Origin of the sequence: Vagococcus teuberi, from assembly GCF_001870205.1 — a bacterium.
Taxonomy (GTDB): domain Bacteria; phylum Bacillota; class Bacilli; order Lactobacillales; family Vagococcaceae; genus Vagococcus; species Vagococcus teuberi.
This window is the reverse complement of record NZ_CP017267.1, coordinates 450,371-466,107: the sequence shown is the minus strand read 5'-3', so window position 1 is coordinate 466,107 and position 15,737 is coordinate 450,371. Positions and strand designations below refer to the sequence as shown.

The 15,737-nt window shown below is 32.8% G+C and carries 17 protein-coding genes and 1 riboswitch; of the genes, 6 read left to right on the top strand and 11 right to left on the bottom strand.

Annotated features, from left to right (window positions below):
* Positions 1–26: 26 nt before the first annotated feature.
* The 6 genes from BHY08_RS11225 to BHY08_RS02200 form a co-directional block, all read right to left on the bottom strand.
* Entirely contained in the window at positions 27–605 is a 579-nt protein-coding gene (locus tag BHY08_RS11225) for a GH32 C-terminal domain-containing protein (protein WP_245729990.1), read from the bottom strand.
* Positions 595–1,491 carry a glycoside hydrolase family 32 protein gene (locus BHY08_RS11220; protein WP_245729989.1) on the bottom strand — a complete coding sequence of 299 codons (897 nt, stop codon included), beginning with the start codon at positions 1,489–1,491 and terminating at the stop codon, positions 595–597. Before BHY08_RS11220 ends, BHY08_RS11225 begins: the two co-directional genes overlap by 11 nt.
* A 15-nt stretch (positions 1,492–1,506) precedes the next feature.
* Positions 1,507–2,355 (bottom strand): carbohydrate ABC transporter permease, encoded by an 849-nt coding sequence (locus BHY08_RS02215; protein ID WP_071456316.1) that lies wholly within the window; start codon positions 2,353–2,355, stop codon positions 1,507–1,509.
* Positions 2,356–2,357: 2 nt separating this feature from the next.
* The gene (locus BHY08_RS02210) at positions 2,358–3,236 is read right to left on the bottom strand and encodes a carbohydrate ABC transporter permease (RefSeq protein WP_071456315.1); all 879 of its coding nucleotides are present in this window, start codon (positions 3,234–3,236) and stop codon (positions 2,358–2,360) included.
* Between the two features lie 65 nt (positions 3,237–3,301).
* On the bottom strand, positions 3,302–4,594 hold the full coding sequence (locus BHY08_RS02205; RefSeq protein ID WP_420855334.1) for an ABC transporter substrate-binding protein: 1,293 nt from the start codon (positions 4,592–4,594) through the stop codon (positions 3,302–3,304).
* Between the two features lie 105 nt (positions 4,595–4,699).
* Positions 4,700–5,692 carry a LacI family DNA-binding transcriptional regulator gene (locus tag BHY08_RS02200; protein WP_071456313.1) on the bottom strand — a complete coding sequence of 331 codons (993 nt, stop codon included), beginning with the start codon at positions 5,690–5,692 and terminating at the stop codon, positions 4,700–4,702.
* A gap of 253 nt (positions 5,693–5,945) precedes the next feature.
* Between BHY08_RS02200 and asnA the strand changes: the two genes are divergently transcribed.
* On the top strand, positions 5,946–6,953 hold the full coding sequence (gene asnA / locus BHY08_RS02195; protein ID WP_071456312.1) for an aspartate--ammonia ligase: 1,008 nt from the start codon (positions 5,946–5,948) through the stop codon (positions 6,951–6,953).
* Between the two features lie 26 nt (positions 6,954–6,979).
* On the opposite strand, the gene BHY08_RS02190 is transcribed toward asnA, so the two are convergent.
* Positions 6,980–7,546: an LURP-one-related/scramblase family protein gene (locus BHY08_RS02190; protein WP_071456311.1), complete on the bottom strand. Its 567-nt coding sequence runs from the start codon at positions 7,544–7,546 to the stop codon at positions 6,980–6,982.
* A 33-nt stretch (positions 7,547–7,579) separates the two neighbouring features.
* On the bottom strand, positions 7,580–8,449 hold the full coding sequence (locus BHY08_RS02185) for a Cof-type HAD-IIB family hydrolase (RefSeq protein ID WP_071456310.1): 870 nt from the start codon (positions 8,447–8,449) through the stop codon (positions 7,580–7,582).
* 103 nt (positions 8,450–8,552) lie between these two features.
* Between BHY08_RS02185 and BHY08_RS02180 the strand changes: the two genes are divergently transcribed.
* The 4 genes from BHY08_RS02180 to BHY08_RS02165 all read left to right on the top strand — a co-directional run bounded on the left by BHY08_RS02180 (position 8,553) and on the right by BHY08_RS02165 (position 11,463).
* The gene (locus tag BHY08_RS02180; protein WP_071456309.1) at positions 8,553–9,227 is read left to right on the top strand and encodes a uracil-DNA glycosylase; all 675 of its coding nucleotides are present in this window, start codon (positions 8,553–8,555) and stop codon (positions 9,225–9,227) included.
* A 173-nt stretch (positions 9,228–9,400) separates the two neighbouring features.
* Complete coding sequence (gene pta, locus BHY08_RS02175) at positions 9,401–10,384, top strand: phosphate acetyltransferase (RefSeq protein ID WP_071456308.1); 984 nt, start codon at positions 9,401–9,403, stop codon at positions 10,382–10,384.
* 103 nt (positions 10,385–10,487) lie between these two features.
* Positions 10,488–10,949 carry a tRNA (adenosine(37)-N6)-threonylcarbamoyltransferase complex ATPase subunit type 1 TsaE gene (gene tsaE / locus BHY08_RS02170; protein ID WP_071456307.1) on the top strand — a complete coding sequence of 154 codons (462 nt, stop codon included), beginning with the start codon at positions 10,488–10,490 and terminating at the stop codon, positions 10,947–10,949.
* Positions 10,942–11,463: a GNAT family N-acetyltransferase gene (locus tag BHY08_RS02165; RefSeq protein ID WP_071456306.1), complete on the top strand. Its 522-nt coding sequence runs from the start codon at positions 10,942–10,944 to the stop codon at positions 11,461–11,463. The genes tsaE and BHY08_RS02165 overlap by 8 nt, the downstream gene beginning before the upstream one ends.
* A 39-nt stretch (positions 11,464–11,502) precedes the next feature.
* On the opposite strand, the gene BHY08_RS02160 is transcribed toward BHY08_RS02165, so the two are convergent.
* Together BHY08_RS02160 and BHY08_RS02155 are read right to left on the bottom strand one after the other, a co-directional pair.
* Positions 11,503–12,318, bottom strand: coding sequence for a CD1107 family mobile element protein (locus tag BHY08_RS02160; protein WP_169817657.1), 816 nt, complete (start codon positions 12,316–12,318; stop codon positions 11,503–11,505).
* Positions 12,319–12,327: 9 nt separating this feature from the next.
* Positions 12,328–13,086 (bottom strand): exodeoxyribonuclease III, encoded by a 759-nt coding sequence (locus BHY08_RS02155; RefSeq protein WP_071456304.1) that lies wholly within the window; start codon positions 13,084–13,086, stop codon positions 12,328–12,330.
* A gap of 168 nt (positions 13,087–13,254) precedes the next feature.
* Here BHY08_RS02155 and murB point away from each other — a divergent pair, with 168 nt between their 5' ends.
* Positions 13,255–14,154, top strand: a complete 900-nt coding sequence (gene murB / locus BHY08_RS02150; protein ID WP_071456303.1) for a UDP-N-acetylmuramate dehydrogenase — start codon at positions 13,255–13,257, stop codon at positions 14,152–14,154.
* Between the two features lie 29 nt (positions 14,155–14,183).
* Here the strand turns inward: murB and BHY08_RS02145 are convergent, their stop codons facing one another.
* Positions 14,184–15,386: a chloride channel protein gene (locus BHY08_RS02145; protein ID WP_071456302.1), complete on the bottom strand. Its 1,203-nt coding sequence runs from the start codon at positions 15,384–15,386 to the stop codon at positions 14,184–14,186.
* 46 nt (positions 15,387–15,432) lie between these two features.
* Positions 15,433–15,510: riboswitch (Fluoride riboswitch) on the bottom strand.
* Positions 15,511–15,737: the final 227 nt, after the last annotated feature.

Here is a 15,737-nt window from a genome sequence, read left to right as displayed (position 1 = left end):
TCTTTATATTATATCACTAGTTTCTCTTACAATTTAAGCTCACTAATTTCTATACCTTTAAGCAGTGAAGAACCACTTGTCACATGAATATCTATCTGATTTAGTCGATTATTATCATAGTAAGTTGCAGTCATCGTATCAGAATGATTTACAAATAATTCAATACATGATGTGTCAATTATACATTCAATAAGTAGAACGTCATTTTTAGGAAAAACTTTCATCGTTCTAGAATTCAATTCTTCAGCTTCTTCTCCAATAATATGATATTTATCACTTTTTCTAGTTAAAGTTAACAAATTTCTATTAACATCATATTTGATATAAACTTTATTCCCAAATAACTTAACATAAATCTTTTCTGCGCTATCAGTTTTTAACTGTAATTTTAAATAATTAAAATTATCTAATGATTTATTTTGATATACATTTTCTTCAGTCAATCTAATATCATTATCCTTAAATATTGTATTCAAGTTATCATAAAATGTTTTGTAAGGTTTTTGTATTAATTTATTTTCAACAATACTTAGTTCTCTTGGGAATGTCATCGAACCAGACCAACCATGAGATAATTCGTGACTCCATAATGTCCTATGCCACATCCATCTGCATCCACGCTACCATAACTCTGTTACCTTCGTCATCTTGACAAGTTTGAGGAGCATAAAAATCTAATCCAGTATCAATCTCATGATAATTCTCAACTGAGAATTTCCCCTCATTCCAGTCCATCTCACCTACAAATGCTACAGTCGAATTAATATTATAATAGGCATATCCTTGTCTTTCCATTTCAATAGGTGACATGATTAAAACATCCTTATTGTCTAATTCAAACAAATCTGGACATTCCCACATAATCCCTTGGTGTTTTTTACCTTCCAAAAGAATTGACTTAAATTGCCAATCAAATAAATCTTTTGACTCAAATAATAATATTCTACCTAAATTTGTCTCACTTTTTGTTGCTACAACTGTGTAAAATACACCTTCACGATAAAAAACTTTTGGATCTCTAAAGTCAGATATATCACCATATTTTTGCAGTTGTTTCTCTGAAATCACTGGATTTTTTTCATATTTTTTAAAAACTATTCCATCTGTTGATACAGCCAAGCATTGAGTCTCTCTTCTTTCTCCATTTCTTTCATAGTGTCCTGTATATAAAAGATATAACTTATCCTCAACAACAATCGCGCTCCCAGAAAAGCAACCATCTGCATCATATGTTTCACCAGGCTCTAAAGCAACTGGTAAATCTTCCCAATGAATCAGATCCTTCGATTTTGCGTGTCCCCAGTGCATCGGTCCCCAAACACTATCATATGGATAGTATTGATAAAACAAATGATATTCACCTTTATAATAGACGAAACCATTTGGGTCATTCATCCACCCTAAAGTAGGCATTAAATGAAACTTATTACGAAATGTTTGATTGATTTTATTCTTATTTTCTAAAATATATTTATTCACTGATTGACTCATATATGTGTCCTTCCTTTATTTGATTCCTGTACCAGAACCACCTAAACCTTGCAATATATATTTTTGTGCTACGATATAAATAATTACTAATGGAATAGTTGATATAGTTAAAACTGCCATAACTTGATTTATATATACGGGTTGTGTTGTATTTATCGTTGTAATGGCAATCTGCATCGAAAATTTACTCTTATCTGTTAGAACCATTAGAGGCCAAATATAGTCATTCCAACTACCGATAAAAGATAATACCCCTACTGTTGCAACAGCCGGTTTCGACATTGGAAGCATAATTCTGAAAAATATTGTTCCCATACTAGCTCCATCCATTTTGGCTGATTCAATAATTTCATCAGGTATTGCGATAAAAAAATTACGAAAAAGATAAATGTTAAATACACTTGCCATACCAGGCAAAATAACTGCTAATCTAGTATTTACCAGACCCAATTTTTCAACTATTGTAAATTGAGAGATTAATATGGTTTCAACCGGTACAATCAACAGTGCTAATAATAAGCCGAAAAGTATTTTTTTACCTGAAAAATTAATTTTTGCAAAAGCGAATCCTGCCAACGAATTGACGATAATTGAACCTAATGCAAATGTTAAACCATAAAAAATACTATTTAAGAGATATGTTCCTACACTAAAACGAGAGATAACTTCTTCGTATGTTTTAAACCAATTTGCTGGATTTAAACTTGGTAAAAATGCTTTTAATGATGTTAAATTGTTAAATACGTCCGCTTCTGGTTTCATAGATGACGCAACCATCCATAACATTGGGAATAGGAACAACGAAGCAAGAATTATCAGTAAAACATATTCTATAATCTTTAATAATATATTTTTTTTCTGCATTGTTATTCATCCTCCTTAGTTATTTTACGTTGAGCAATAGTTATCAAACCAATCATGGTTGTAAATATTAAAGCAATGGAGCTTGAGTAACCTACTAATCTATCAGTAAATCCTGTTTGGTAAATGTAGTAAACCATAGTCATTGTTGAATTCATTGGACCACCTTGTGTCATTACCATTGGTTGAACAATTAATTTGAACGCTGATATTAATGTTGTTAATAAAACAAATATTGCTGTTGGTTTTAGTAGAGGCATAGTAATATATCTAAATTGTTGGAACTTTGTAAATCCGTCTAGCTCAGCTGCTTCATAGACATCTTTTGGTATATTTTGCATGCCACCTAAGAGTAAAAGCATTTGGTATCCTGCTCCTTGCCATGCTGAAACGAAAACAATGGTATACATTGCCTGTTTAGGGCTCTTTAAAAACGGCATCGAAGCAATACCTATTTTATTAAGCAATGCGTTAATTAAACCTTCATTTGGATTTAATAGATACAACCATAAAATGGAGATAACAACTAAAGACATTACTACTGGTGCAAAAAAAGCTACTTTAAAAAATATATTTCCTTTACGTTGTTTATTCACTATTAAAGCCATTCCTAAAGCAACTCCCAATTGAGCCGGAATAATCCATACAACGAACTTAGCTGTATTCCAAATACTTTGCTTAAATATTGGGTCTGACATCAATTTTTTAAAATTATCTAATCCAACAAATTGTCTTGCATCGGGTGTTAACAAATAATAATCTGTAAACGCATAATAAAACATCATTCCAATAGGTATGAGTAAAAAGATAACTAATAATATAAGTGCAGGACTTAAAAATAAATAACCTAGAGCATTCTGTTTTCTATCATTTTTCTTTCCCATAATCTCTCTCCTTTAAAATCAAACAGGCAATTCGCAATATATTCTACTAATTGCCTGTTCTTATTTTATCTCTTTAATGAAGCATCTATTGCTTGCTGCATCTCTTCAGCTCGTTGATCTGCAACTTTTTGTACATCAGGGTTTTCATCAAAGTAACTTAAATCTTGTATTGCTTGTTGGAAGGCTCTTGAGACTTGAGGATATGCCACCACAACAGGTCTTGCATGGCCAGAAGCTTGATTTTGCTCCATCAATACTTTCATACCTTCAGAAACGTCATTTTTAATTAAATCAATTGTAGATTTTCTAATAGGTAGTACACTATTTTCTAAACTCATTATTTTACTTGATTCTGTATTTGTTGCATATAATATAAAGGCAGCAGCTGCATCTTTTTTCTCGGTCTGCGTTGTCATCGCTAATTGCCAACTACCAGTTGGTGATACTAATTTTTTAGTTTTATCAGATACAGGATAAGGTAAAATTCCATAATCAACATCTGGATAATTAGCTTCTAAATCTGCCATGGTCCATGAACCACTTAAATACATCGGATATTTTTGAGTTTCAAATCCTTTTTCCACCGGTGTAATTGGTACATAGTCTTTTTTTACTAAGTTCTGAATGAAAGATAACGCTTCCACAGAATTTTTACTATTAAATTGACCTTTAGCTTCAGTTCCTTTGCTGTTTACCACGTCACCATCATTTGACCAAATAAATGGTGTATATGCATAGGTTAACATTTCATCATTACTTGCAATTTGCATATCAAATACTGGCGAATCATATTTCTTATGTAATCTAGATAAAATATCTTCTAATTCACTCCATGTCCAAGGTTTATCAATTGTTGGTAATTCTTCATCTTTAATGCCCGCATCTTTGAACATTTTTTTATTATAATACATTCCTACACTTGACTCAGAAAAACCAAATGCATAAAATTTGCCATCGTAAGTTCCTTGCTGTTTGATACTATCAAGCACATCATCCATGTCTGCATCTTTTAAATAATCATCTAAAGGTGCAATTACTTTAGAGTGAGCATATGCCGCAGTATTTGGACCATCTAAGGTTATTACATCAGGTAATGTTTTAGTTGTTACAGCTGCATTTACTTTATCTTCATATCCACCACCACTCCCACTACGTGGAATATATTCTGTTGACACCTTATATTTCCCTTTGTACTCTTTATTAAATCCGTCAACAATTTCCTGCCAAGCTTTTCCTTCTGGCGTTTCATCTGAAAACTGTACCCAAACTTTGATACTTCCAGGATCTTTATCTTCTTTTTTTGTTTCTTTAGATCCCCCACATGCAGATACTAGACCCAATGTAGCAATTAACAACATTGAATATTTAAAAAGTTTCTTCATACTCTCTCTCCTTTTGAAACGTTTCCATAATATAAGAAATAAAAAAATGGAAACGTTTCCTTTTATGTGTTAAATTTAACATCATTTTTCAATGATGTCAATATTTTTTTTTGTTGTATAACCTTCAACAAATTTCACTGGTAGCATAACTCGTTTTGGCACTTCATTTCCATCAATTAACTTAATAATATTTTGGACAGAGACTTCAGCCATCTTATCTACTTGTTGTCTAATAGTTGATAATAAATAATTTTGATCCAGTGCCGTTTTAGAACCATCAAATCCAATTATTTGAATATCTTCCCCAACTTTTCTCTCTAATTTATCTAATACCTTAATAATATCTAAAGCCGTTAAATCATTAACAGCAAATATACCGTCTATTTCAGGGTGTTCTATCAAAAACTGCTCAACTTGTTGCACAAAATTCACTCTTGGTTCGTCAACCATTAATTTTACAACAGATAGGTTATGATCTTCACAATATTCTGAAAAACCTTCATATCTCTTTAATGTTTCATTCTTATATTTTGATACACTTGAAATATATGCCGGATACTGAACTTTTCTTTTAATCAATTCAGAAGCTGCTATTTTTCCTCCCAATAAATTATCACTTGTAACATAATAAACATCTTCAGTAAAATAACGATCAATGCTAACAAAAGGCAAATTAGCAGATACATACTTATCAATGTCCGAATAGGTAACCCCAATAATTCCATCGACTTTATTTTGTTTAACCATTTGTATGTATTCTTTTTCTTTATCAGCTTCTCCGTTTGAATTACATAAATAAAGTTTGTACCCCTCTTTGCTTAATTCCTCTTCCACATAATACGCAAACTCTGAAAAAAAAGGATGCCATATTGTAGGGACAATAAGCGCCAAGGTATTAGTTTTATTCTTTTTTAATCCTCTTGCATACTCATTTCGTTCATAATTTAATATTTCGATTGCTGATTCAACTTTATCTTTCGTTTGTTCCTTAACTTTTATGCCATTTATAACTCTTGATACAGTACCAACACCAACACCAGCAAGTGCGGCAACATCTTTCATAGTCGCTTTCATCTCATCATCTCCTTACTTCCCAGAATTATTGTAACACATTTCATAATGTTAGGAAACGATTCCATTTACATTGAGCAAATATATACTTTACTTGTATTGTATTACCATCACTAACTTCAACTTAACGATTTATAATATATATCTTATTAATACAATTTATACTTTGTTATTTTTCAGGAATTCTATATTTATTTTCATTAATTAATAAAATATGATAGAATAATTAGAAATCATTGATTAGGAAGTGTATTATATGAAGGAAAAAACAATTGTACCAAAAGATTACCAGTCTTCACTGTCTGTTTATGACACACAAAAAGCGATTGGATTAACCAAACATTGGTTTGAAGAAGCTTTAACTGGAAGTTTAAAACTAAAAAGAGTATCTGCTCCATTATTTGTAGATGCATCATCTGGGTTAAATGATAATTTAAATGGGGTTGAACGTCCTGTTCAGTTTGATGTTCCTGCTCTAGCAACACCTGCTGAAGTTGTTCATTCATTAGCTAAATGGAAACGTACGGCGTTAAAACAATATGATTTTCATATAGGAAATGGTATTTATACTGATATGAATGCAATTCGTCGTGACGAAGAATTAGATAACCTTCATTCTATCTATGTCGATCAGTGGGATTGGGAACGGGTTATTTCAAGAGAACAACGTAATCTAGATTACTTAAAACAAACCGTTCAACAAATTGTCAATGCAATCATTGAGACTTCTAGCCGCTTGCATACTAAATACCCTTCTCTATCTATCGAGCTTGATAGCAATGTCTCGTTTATCACGACACAAGAGTTAGAAAACTTATATCCTGATTTCAATGATAAAGAGCGTGAACAAGCTTATGTAAAAGAGCACCCAACAACATTCATTATGCAAATTGGAGATAAATTATTAAGTGGAAAACCTCATGATGGCAGATCACCTGACTATGATGACTGGCAATTAAATGGGGACTTGTTGTTTTGGCATGAGCCACTACAAACAGCTGTGGAAATATCTAGTATGGGGATTCGTGTGGATGAAACATCTTTAAAAGAACAGTTGGAAAAAGCTAATGCAACTGATCGCTTAAAATATCCATACCACCAACAAATTTTGGCAAATGAACTACCGTTAACAATTGGTGGCGGGATTGGTCAAAGTCGTTTATGTATGTTACTACTTGAAAAGGTGCATATCGGTGAAGTACAAGTCTCTTTATGGGATGAAGAAACACTTGATGCATGTCGTGGAAAAATAAACTTGCTATAATAGTAGAAAAGAGCACTTCAAGAATATTATCTTGAAGTGCTCTTTATTTTTTCTCTTATTAATTCCATTGACTGATAGGAGGCTTTGGGACTTAAAAAAGAATTCACCTTTTGCCAATTCTTTTCATTATTCTTTGCCCAATAATCCATCACTGCTCCTATACAGATACAGACTGGTGCTAATGTTTCATTTTTAATTGATAACTTATAGTAATCACCTTGATAAACTGTATGCTTTTCCATGAGCATCAATCGCTCTTTAAAAGAGTAGATACGATACGTCTGTTTATTTACGTTAGCCAAAACGAGCCAGTTTAATTGTTTCACTAAATAAATATCACGATTAAACGAGATCAACCGTCCTAACGAGCCAATTTTTTTGTATCTATCATACAAATCAAAGCGTGAAGGAAAAGCATAAGTTGTTTGTTTCACTGTCGCTAATACTTCTCCGTTCATATTATATACAGATAACACATCACCTTTTACACCCCAACGACCTACTAAAATATACATCGATTTATCTTGAGCATTTTTTATCACTGTCCGAACATTGGCTGACAGCACATGTTCATTGATGTAATATGTTTCCATCGTTATCAACTTCCTTTAATTAAAATCTTTTATTTAAAGATTTTCTTCAATTGCACGTAGAATAGCTTTTCCTACACCATCGTCAACATTTGTATCTGTTTGATATTTAGCCACTTCTTTTACTTTATCTTCAGCATTTCCCATGGCAAAACTCACGCCAGCAACTTCTAACATTGGTAAATCATTAAAGTTATCACCAATTGTAAAGACCTCATCCATTGAAATACCACGTTTTTCGGCAATAAACTTCACAGCATGACCTTTTGTCGCATTAACATGATTAATCTCTAAATTATTGGCACCTGAAGAAGTCACATGGATATCCTTCAATTGATGTAATTTTTCCAAACTTGCCTCAAAAGCCTTAGCACCTTCTTCACTAAATGCAATGACTTTTAAAATTTCAACTGATGGGTCGTCAACTAAAATGTGATAATCTTCGGTATATTTTACTGGCAACATTTTTAATTGTGTTGATGCCATAGCAATAGCCATCTTAAATGTTAGATGAGGAATATTTTCAGATAATAAAATAGCAAATTTTTCAATTCGTTGTGCCTCATTATTTGAATAAACACCTTCTGTTGTCATTAATTCATAATACAAATTATCTTCTTCTAAAATCTCCATTGATTGTTTGACAATCTCTTTATCTATGCTAACTGTGTGCAGAACATTATCAAATTCATCAAATATCTGCGCCCCATTTCCTGTAATCATGCCACAGTGAATACCGGCTTCATTTAATACTGGACGTGCCTCAGAATATCCTCGTCCTGTTGCTACCATAAACTCGACACCGTTTTCGGCTGCCGTTTTAATCGCTTGTTTATTTAACTCAGAAATATCTAGATGGGATGATAAAAGCGTGCCATCCATATCAGATGCTATCAATTTAATCATAATGTTCCTCCTAGTTCTTTTATTACTATTAGTGTACCATTTTTTTTTGAAAGATACATTTATAATAAAAAAATTATGATAAACTAAAAAAGAGGTGACGATAATGTTAAAAAACTTAATTACAACAGATTGGAAAGACGTTTTACAAGATGAGTTCAACCAAGCTTATGTAGAAAATTTAGAAAGCTTTTTAGAAGATGAATACAACAATAAAACAATTTTCCCCAAGAAAGAAGAAATATTCAGTGCTTTAAACCACACATCTTTTAACGACACAAAAGTCGTTATTTTAGGACAAGACCCTTATCATGGTGACAATCAAGCTCACGGACTAAGCTTTTCTGTGTTACCTGGCACCAAGCTTCCACCGTCATTAGTTAACATTTTTAAAGAGCTTGCTGATGATTGCCAAATAAACATGCCCTCTACAGGTGATTTAACTCCTTGGGCAAAACAAGGGGTTTTACTACTAAATACTGTCCTAACTGTCGAAAAATCAAAAGCTCATTCACATAAAAATAAAGGATGGGAAAACTTCACAAACGATATAATTAAATCACTAAACAATAAAAAAAATCCTATCATTTTTGTTTTATGGGGAAAACCAGCTCAACAAAAAAAGAAGCTTATTGATCAAGAGAAACATATTATTATTGAAGCACCTCATCCCAGTCCTCTATCAGCTTATCGTGGTTTTTTTGGTTCAAAACCATTTTCTAATATAAATTTATCACTTGAAAAAATAGGACAAACACCAATTGATTGGTCGTTATCTTAATCTGTATTAATTATACATAAAAACTGTTTTGTTTATATACAAAAAAAACGTAAGATAATTATGTAAAGTCTAAGTTTTTTATAAAAAACAGAACAAAATACTGTTCTTTTTGTTCAAAAACATGATATGATAAATAGGTGAAAAAAAGTATAAGAAAATTGGAGGATGTTTTCGTGGAATTATTTGACCAACTTAAACATAAAATTATTAACAAAAATATACGTATGGTATTCCCTGAACCAACAGATGAACGCGTTTTAGGTGCGGCTGTCCGTTTAAAATCAGATAACTTAATCGAACCAGTTTTAATTGGAAACCCAGATGTTATTAAAGAATTAGCTGCTTCACGTGGACTAAGCGTTGATAACTTAGAAATTATTGATCCAGACACTTACGAAAAATTTGACGAAATGGTTGCCGCTTTCATTGAACGTCGTAAAGGAAAAGCAACTGATGACCAAGCTCGTACTATTTTAAAAGATGAAAATTACTTTGGTACTATGTTAGTTTATATGGATTTAGCTGACGGACTTGTAAGTGGCGCTATCCACTCAACAGGTGATACAATTCGTCCTGCATTACAGATCGTTAAAACAAAACCTGGTGTAAGTCGTACAAGTGGGGCATTCTTAATGTTAGGTAACCGTGATTCAGAAAAATATATTTTCTCTGATTGTGCTATTAATATTAATCCTGATGCTCAAGCATTAGCAGAAATCGCTGTTGAAAGTGCTAAAACTGCTGAATTATTTGATATTGATCCTAAAGTTGCTTTATTGAGCTTCTCAACAAAAGGATCTGCTAAATCAGAAGAAGTAACAAAAGTTGCCGAAGCGACACGTATTGCAAAAGAACTTGCTCCAGAAATGGCGATTGATGGGGAGTTACAGTTCGATGCATCATACGTTCCTTCTGTTGCAAAACAAAAAGCACCTGAGTCAGATGTTGCTGGTCAAGCAAACGTCTTTATATTCCCTGAAATCCAATCAGGAAATATTGGCTACAAAATTGCTCAACGTTTAGGCGGATTCCAAGCCATTGGACCTATCTTACAAGGTTTAAATAAACCTATCTCTGACTTGTCTCGTGGATGTAATGAAGAAGATGTTTACAAATTATCTATCATTACTGCTGGACAAGCAATCATGAGTAAATAAATGCTATATACTAAAGGTACGTAAATCTTTTATGATTTGCGTGCTTTTTTATTTTTTTCTAAATGATATACTATGACTAAACAACTGTTAAAGGAGTACGTTTATGACCGTTTATTTAAACAACGATGACCAAACACAGCGATTTGGTGAGCAACTTGCCTCTCTAGCTAAACCAGGAGATATATTCATCTTAACTGGTGAATTAGGAGCTGGTAAAACAACTTTTTCTAAAGGATTTGCTAAAGGACTTGGCATTAAACAAATGATTAAAAGCCCAACCTATACTTTAATTCGTGAGTATGATACAGGGCGTCTTCCTCTCTATCACATGGATGTTTATCGAATTGAAGGTGACACTAGTGATCTTGGACTAGAAGAATATTTTGATGGGGATGGCGTTTGCTTAATCGAGTGGGGAGAAATTATTAAAGATTCTCTAGATAATGATTTTATTGAAATTTTTCTACATAAAACACCTGAAGACACACGATTTATTACCGTGGAACATCGTGGTGCTAAAGAGAGATTCAATCAAATAACTGACATGATGGCTGCCTATGACTGAGATAAATATTACATTAAGACAAGCTATCCCAAGTGATGCCGCCAATTTAATACAAGCGATTCGTTTTCTTAATACGGAGACCCCGTATTTGGTTGTGAGCCCACATGCATTAAATATGTCAGTTGATGCAATGGAACATGAGATAGATTATATTTTTAATCAACCAAATCAATTTATCTTACTCGCTTTTAATCAGCTTGATATTATTGGAATAGCAACGATTGTCAGTGAAGAAGAAAATTGTTTTAAACACGTAGGAGAACTTGGTATCACCATAAAAAAAGAATTTTGGGGTCTAGGTTTAGGAACTGCGATGATTCAAGAAATGATCGAATTATGTCTTGAGAGTCAAATAATAAAACGAATTGAAATCAACGTTCAAACAAGAAATACTCGAGCGATGAGTGTCTATGAACAAGTCGGATTTGTTTTAGAAGGAGTCAAGCGCCAGGCTTTTTTATCTGAAAACAATGAATTAATTGATGTTGCTGTGATGAGTTACCTATTACCATAAAAAAATTCAACGACTTAAACACACAGTCGTTGAATTTTTTTATTTTCTAGATGATTTCTTTTTTTTACATTTTGTTTGATCTACTTTTTTCTTACTTCCTGATTTGAGAGAAGATTTTCCATTAGAACGTTCTTTCGAACTACTTCCACTTGATTTTCTTTTTACTTTTGTTTTTCCTTTAGACTTCGCTTTATTATCTCTTTGTTTACCTTTGCCTTTTTTAGCTTTTTGTTTACTTGTCCAGAAATAATATCCAGCTCCACCAGCAGCGACAACTGCTACGACAGCGACAATCCATACCCAAATTGGTGTTGATTTTTTCGTTTCAGTCGCTTTTGTTTTCGATGAATCTGTTTTATTAACATCATCACTTGAGGTATTTTCTTCACCATCATTTGACATGTCTTCACTTTGAGCACTTGATTGTTCATTAACCTTATTTTCTTCACTAGAATTTTTTTGACTATCATCTGTTTTTTCTTTTGAATCGTTTGTGTCATCTTTTTCCGACGCTTTCGTTTCTTCTGTTTCAATGACTTTACCATCTTCAAAATTATAACGAACATCTGTTGACTTATCACCTTCTGCATCTAACATACCTATCATAGCTTCTTTTGTTCCTTTAGGTATTGGTACCTCAAACTCACCTTTATCGTTGGCAACAATTGAGCCTGCCAAATTTGTTAAAAAGATATTAGCATTTGGTGTGGTCTTTCCAGTTAAAACATTCCTATCCTTATCGTAAGTCAAATCGTATAGTAATTTATCATCGGCTGCATGGACTACACCAGAAAAACTCGCTAATCCAATTATGACAAAACCTAAAACGATAATTTTTTTCCATCTATCCAACATATTCCCCCCTTATCTTACATCTATCAACAATTCTACTGGACAATGATCACTTCCGTAGACGTCTGATAGAATAGTGGCATCTGTCAATTTTTCAGCTAGTGCTTTAGCAACACAGAAGTAATCAATACGCCATCCAGCATTATTTTTTCTTGCATTAAAACGATAGCTCCACCAACTATATGCCCCTTCTTTATCTGGATAAAAGTAACGATACGTATCAATAAATCCACTATCTAATAATCGAGAGAATGCTTCTCTTTCTTGGTCAGAAAAACCTGGATTATTACGGTTACTCTTCCAATTCTTCAAATCAATATTCTGGTACGCTACGTTTAAATCTCCACATAAAATAACTGGTTTATCTTCATTTAGGTTAGCCAGATACTCTCTAAATTGCTTTTCCCATGCTAATCTAAAGTCGATTCGCTTTAACTCAGCTTGAGCATTTGGCGTATAACAGTTAACCAAATAAAATGTATCATACTCTAGCGTGAGTAATCGTCCTTCCATATCAAACTCTTCAACACCCATTCCTTTTTTAACAGAAAGTGGTTCAATTTTTGTAAAAACTGCAACACCAGAGTATCCTTTTTTTTCAGCGTAATTCCAATACTGATAATAATCCGGTAAATCTATCTCTATTTGACCTTCTTGTAATTTGGTTTCTTGCAGTGAGATGATGTCTGCGTCTATGTTTTTTATATCATCGTAAAAATTTTTTTTTACAACAGCTCGTAATCCATTCACATTCCACGAAATCAGTTTCATGTCGATCCTCCTAATTTTCACTGTAGACATATTTTATCATAAAAGCTAGGGATATTGTGAGCTTTATCAGATTAATCGTAAACCTAGCTCACTGCCCTCCTACTATTTATCTAGATTTGTGTTAAAATAGTAACACGATGATTATTTGAATTAAGAGAGGGTATTATTGTGATAACTAAAACTATTGTTCAACATTTTCCAAACATAACTATACTAACAAACGAACCACTTTCAAATTATACCTATACAAAAACAGGTGGCCCGGCTGATTTTTTAGCTTTCCCAAAAACAAAACATGATGTCAAACAATTGATTGACTATTGTAAACAAGAAAATATCGAATGGATTTGTCTTGGAAATGCGAGTAACTTAATCGTTCGTGATGGTGGCATTAAAGATGTCGTCATTATGTTAACCGAAATGAATCATGTTTCTGTCGATGACACATCGATTACTGCTGAGTCTGGTGCGAAATTAATCGATGTCTCTTATGATGCATTGAAACACAGTTTGACAGGTCTTGAATTTGCTTGTGGTATACCTGGAAGTATTGGTGGCGCAGCTTACATGAATGCAGGGGCTTATGGTGGCGAGTTATCTGACGTCTTTTATTCGGCTGATATTATTTTTGAGGATGGTTCGATTAAAACATTCTACAAAGATGACATGGATTTTTCTTATCGACATAGTGTTTTACAATCCTTAAAAGGAATTGTTTTATCCGTTACCTTCCATCTAGAAAAAGGTGATGAAGTGTCTATAAAAGAAAAAATGGATGAATTAACACATCTTCGTGAATCAAAACAACCACTTGAATATCCGTCTTGTGGTAGTGTATTTAAACGTCCTGAAGGGCATTTTACTGGTAAATTAATCCAAGATGCCGGCTTACAAGGTCATATGATTGGTGGAGCTCAAATTTCTGAAAAACATGCTGGTTTTATCGTTAATATCGATCAGGCAACGGCAACTGACTATGTTACTCTAATCAAATATATTCAAGATGTTATTTTAGAAAAATTTGATGTGTCTCTTGAGCCTGAAGTTCGAATTATTGGAAGAAAATAAAAAAGTATGACGTTTCTTTTTAGCAAACGTCATACTTTTTGTTTTGAATAAATTGAATCATTACCATTTACCAAATAAGCCAGTACAATAGCAAAAAATGCGTATGGAATTAACTCAAACCCAAATATTTCACCTGCAATAAAAAGTGGCCCAATAATAGTATTGGTTGCACTTGAAAATACCGATACAAATCCAAGTGATGCAACAAATTCAATTGGCAAGCCAAAGAGATTCGCCAGTAATACACCACAAGTTGCGCCTATAGAAAATAGTGGTGTCACTTCACCACCTTGAAATCCTATTGCTAATGTAAAAATCGTAAAAATAAGTTTTAGTATAAAATCATACGAATAAACTGTTCCTTGATTAAATGCTGCTTCCACTAAATTACTTCCAAGACCTGAATATCGTCCCTTTCCAACTATAATCAAGCCTATCATTAAAACAATTGATAATAAAAACACTTTTTTATACTGTGATAAAGAAATCGCTTGAACCCATTGTTTCACTTTTTTTAGTCCAATAGAAAACAAACGTCCCACTAAACCAAACACAATACCAAATAAACATAATATTCCAACCAATCCGACTGTTAGTTTAGGCACGACTGAAATAGTAGATGAAAATACTGTTAACCCTAATAACTGTGACACGTAACTGGATGTCACTGCTGCAATACTTGCTGATAAAAGAGACTCTATTGATAAAGTTCCGACTACTAATATTTCCATTGCAAAAAATGTTGCTGCAATAGGTGTATGAAATAATCCGGCAAACCCTGCGGCCATACCTGTTACTAATACTACCTGCTGTTTTTTTCCATAGTTGGGTAAAAATCTATTCCAAATTTTTTCAGTAAACCAATTAGTAAACGTTCCCCCAATTTGGATAGCAACACCTTCTCGTCCAGCACTTCCACCAAATAAATGCGTGAGCCATGTACTTAACGTCACGATTGGTATCAACCTTAAAGGAATCACTTCTCGCGTGTCTTGCCCTACCTCAAAAAGAAGGGTTATCCCTTTTTTACTTTCCTTGCCATATGTTTGATAAAGCCATTCAATAAATATCCCAACAAATGGTAAGAAAAAAATAAGCCACATAAAGTACGTTTGCCTTACTCCAGTCACAAAAAGCAATACTCTACCAAAAATAACTTCTAACACACCAACGATTATGCCAATTATTAATCCAAACACAATCCATTGTGCTTGTTCTTTTATTTTTCCCATCTTATTCACCCTTCTTTTTCACACAAAAAGTCTACATACCTAAATAAAGCATGTAGACGTCATTAGCTATTTAGCAGTTTTAGTTAAATTTCAACTATGGGAGAACATCATTCCCGTTTAAGTTATTTTCATTTTACTCATTTTTTTGAAAAATATCAACAGACTATTATCTATTTTATCGTTTAGAGTATAACACTAATTTAATTCCAATGTTTAAAAAATCACATAAAATTCATATAAAATGAATAAAAAACACACATGCAACTGATAATATTCACATATATCCTAATTAAGTCTTTTTTTAGGAGGTTTGAAGAATTATTCATTTTTACCACATTATTCTATTGTTAG

Coding starts and splice junctions, on each gene's coding strand:
- tsaE (WP_071456307.1), top strand. CDS start 10,488: ATGACCGTTTATTTAAACAACGATGACCAAACACAGCGATTTGGTGAG.
- BHY08_RS02210 (WP_071456315.1), bottom strand. CDS start 3,236: ATGGGAAAGAAAAATGATAGAAAACAGAATGCTCTAGGTTATTTATTT.
- BHY08_RS02185 (WP_071456310.1), bottom strand. CDS start 8,449: ATGATTAAATTGATAGCATCTGATATGGATGGCACGCTTTTATCATCC.
- BHY08_RS02160 (WP_169817657.1), bottom strand. CDS start 12,318: ATGTTGGATAGATGGAAAAAAATTATCGTTTTAGGTTTTGTCATAATT.
- BHY08_RS02180 (WP_071456309.1), top strand. CDS start 8,553: ATGTTAAAAAACTTAATTACAACAGATTGGAAAGACGTTTTACAAGAT.
- BHY08_RS02205 (WP_420855334.1), bottom strand. CDS start 4,594: ATGTTGTTAATTGCTACATTGGGTCTAGTATCTGCATGTGGGGGATCT.
- BHY08_RS11225 (WP_245729990.1), bottom strand. CDS start 605: ATGTGGCATAGGACATTATGGAGTCACGAATTATCTCATGGTTGGTCT.
- BHY08_RS02155 (WP_071456304.1), bottom strand. CDS start 13,086: ATGAAACTGATTTCGTGGAATGTGAATGGATTACGAGCTGTTGTAAAA.
- BHY08_RS02200 (WP_071456313.1), bottom strand. CDS start 5,692: ATGAAAGCGACTATGAAAGATGTTGCCGCACTTGCTGGTGTTGGTGTT.
- BHY08_RS02190 (WP_071456311.1), bottom strand. CDS start 7,546: ATGGAAACATATTACATCAATGAACATGTGCTGTCAGCCAATGTTCGG.
- BHY08_RS02165 (WP_071456306.1), top strand. CDS start 10,942: ATGACTGAGATAAATATTACATTAAGACAAGCTATCCCAAGTGATGCC.
- BHY08_RS02215 (WP_071456316.1), bottom strand. CDS start 2,355: ATGCAGAAAAAAAATATATTATTAAAGATTATAGAATATGTTTTACTG.
- asnA (WP_071456312.1), top strand. CDS start 5,946: ATGAAGGAAAAAACAATTGTACCAAAAGATTACCAGTCTTCACTGTCT.
- BHY08_RS02145 (WP_071456302.1), bottom strand. CDS start 15,386: ATGGGAAAAATAAAAGAACAAGCACAATGGATTGTGTTTGGATTAATA.
- BHY08_RS11220 (WP_245729989.1), bottom strand. CDS start 1,491: ATGAGTCAATCAGTGAATAAATATATTTTAGAAAATAAGAATAAAATC.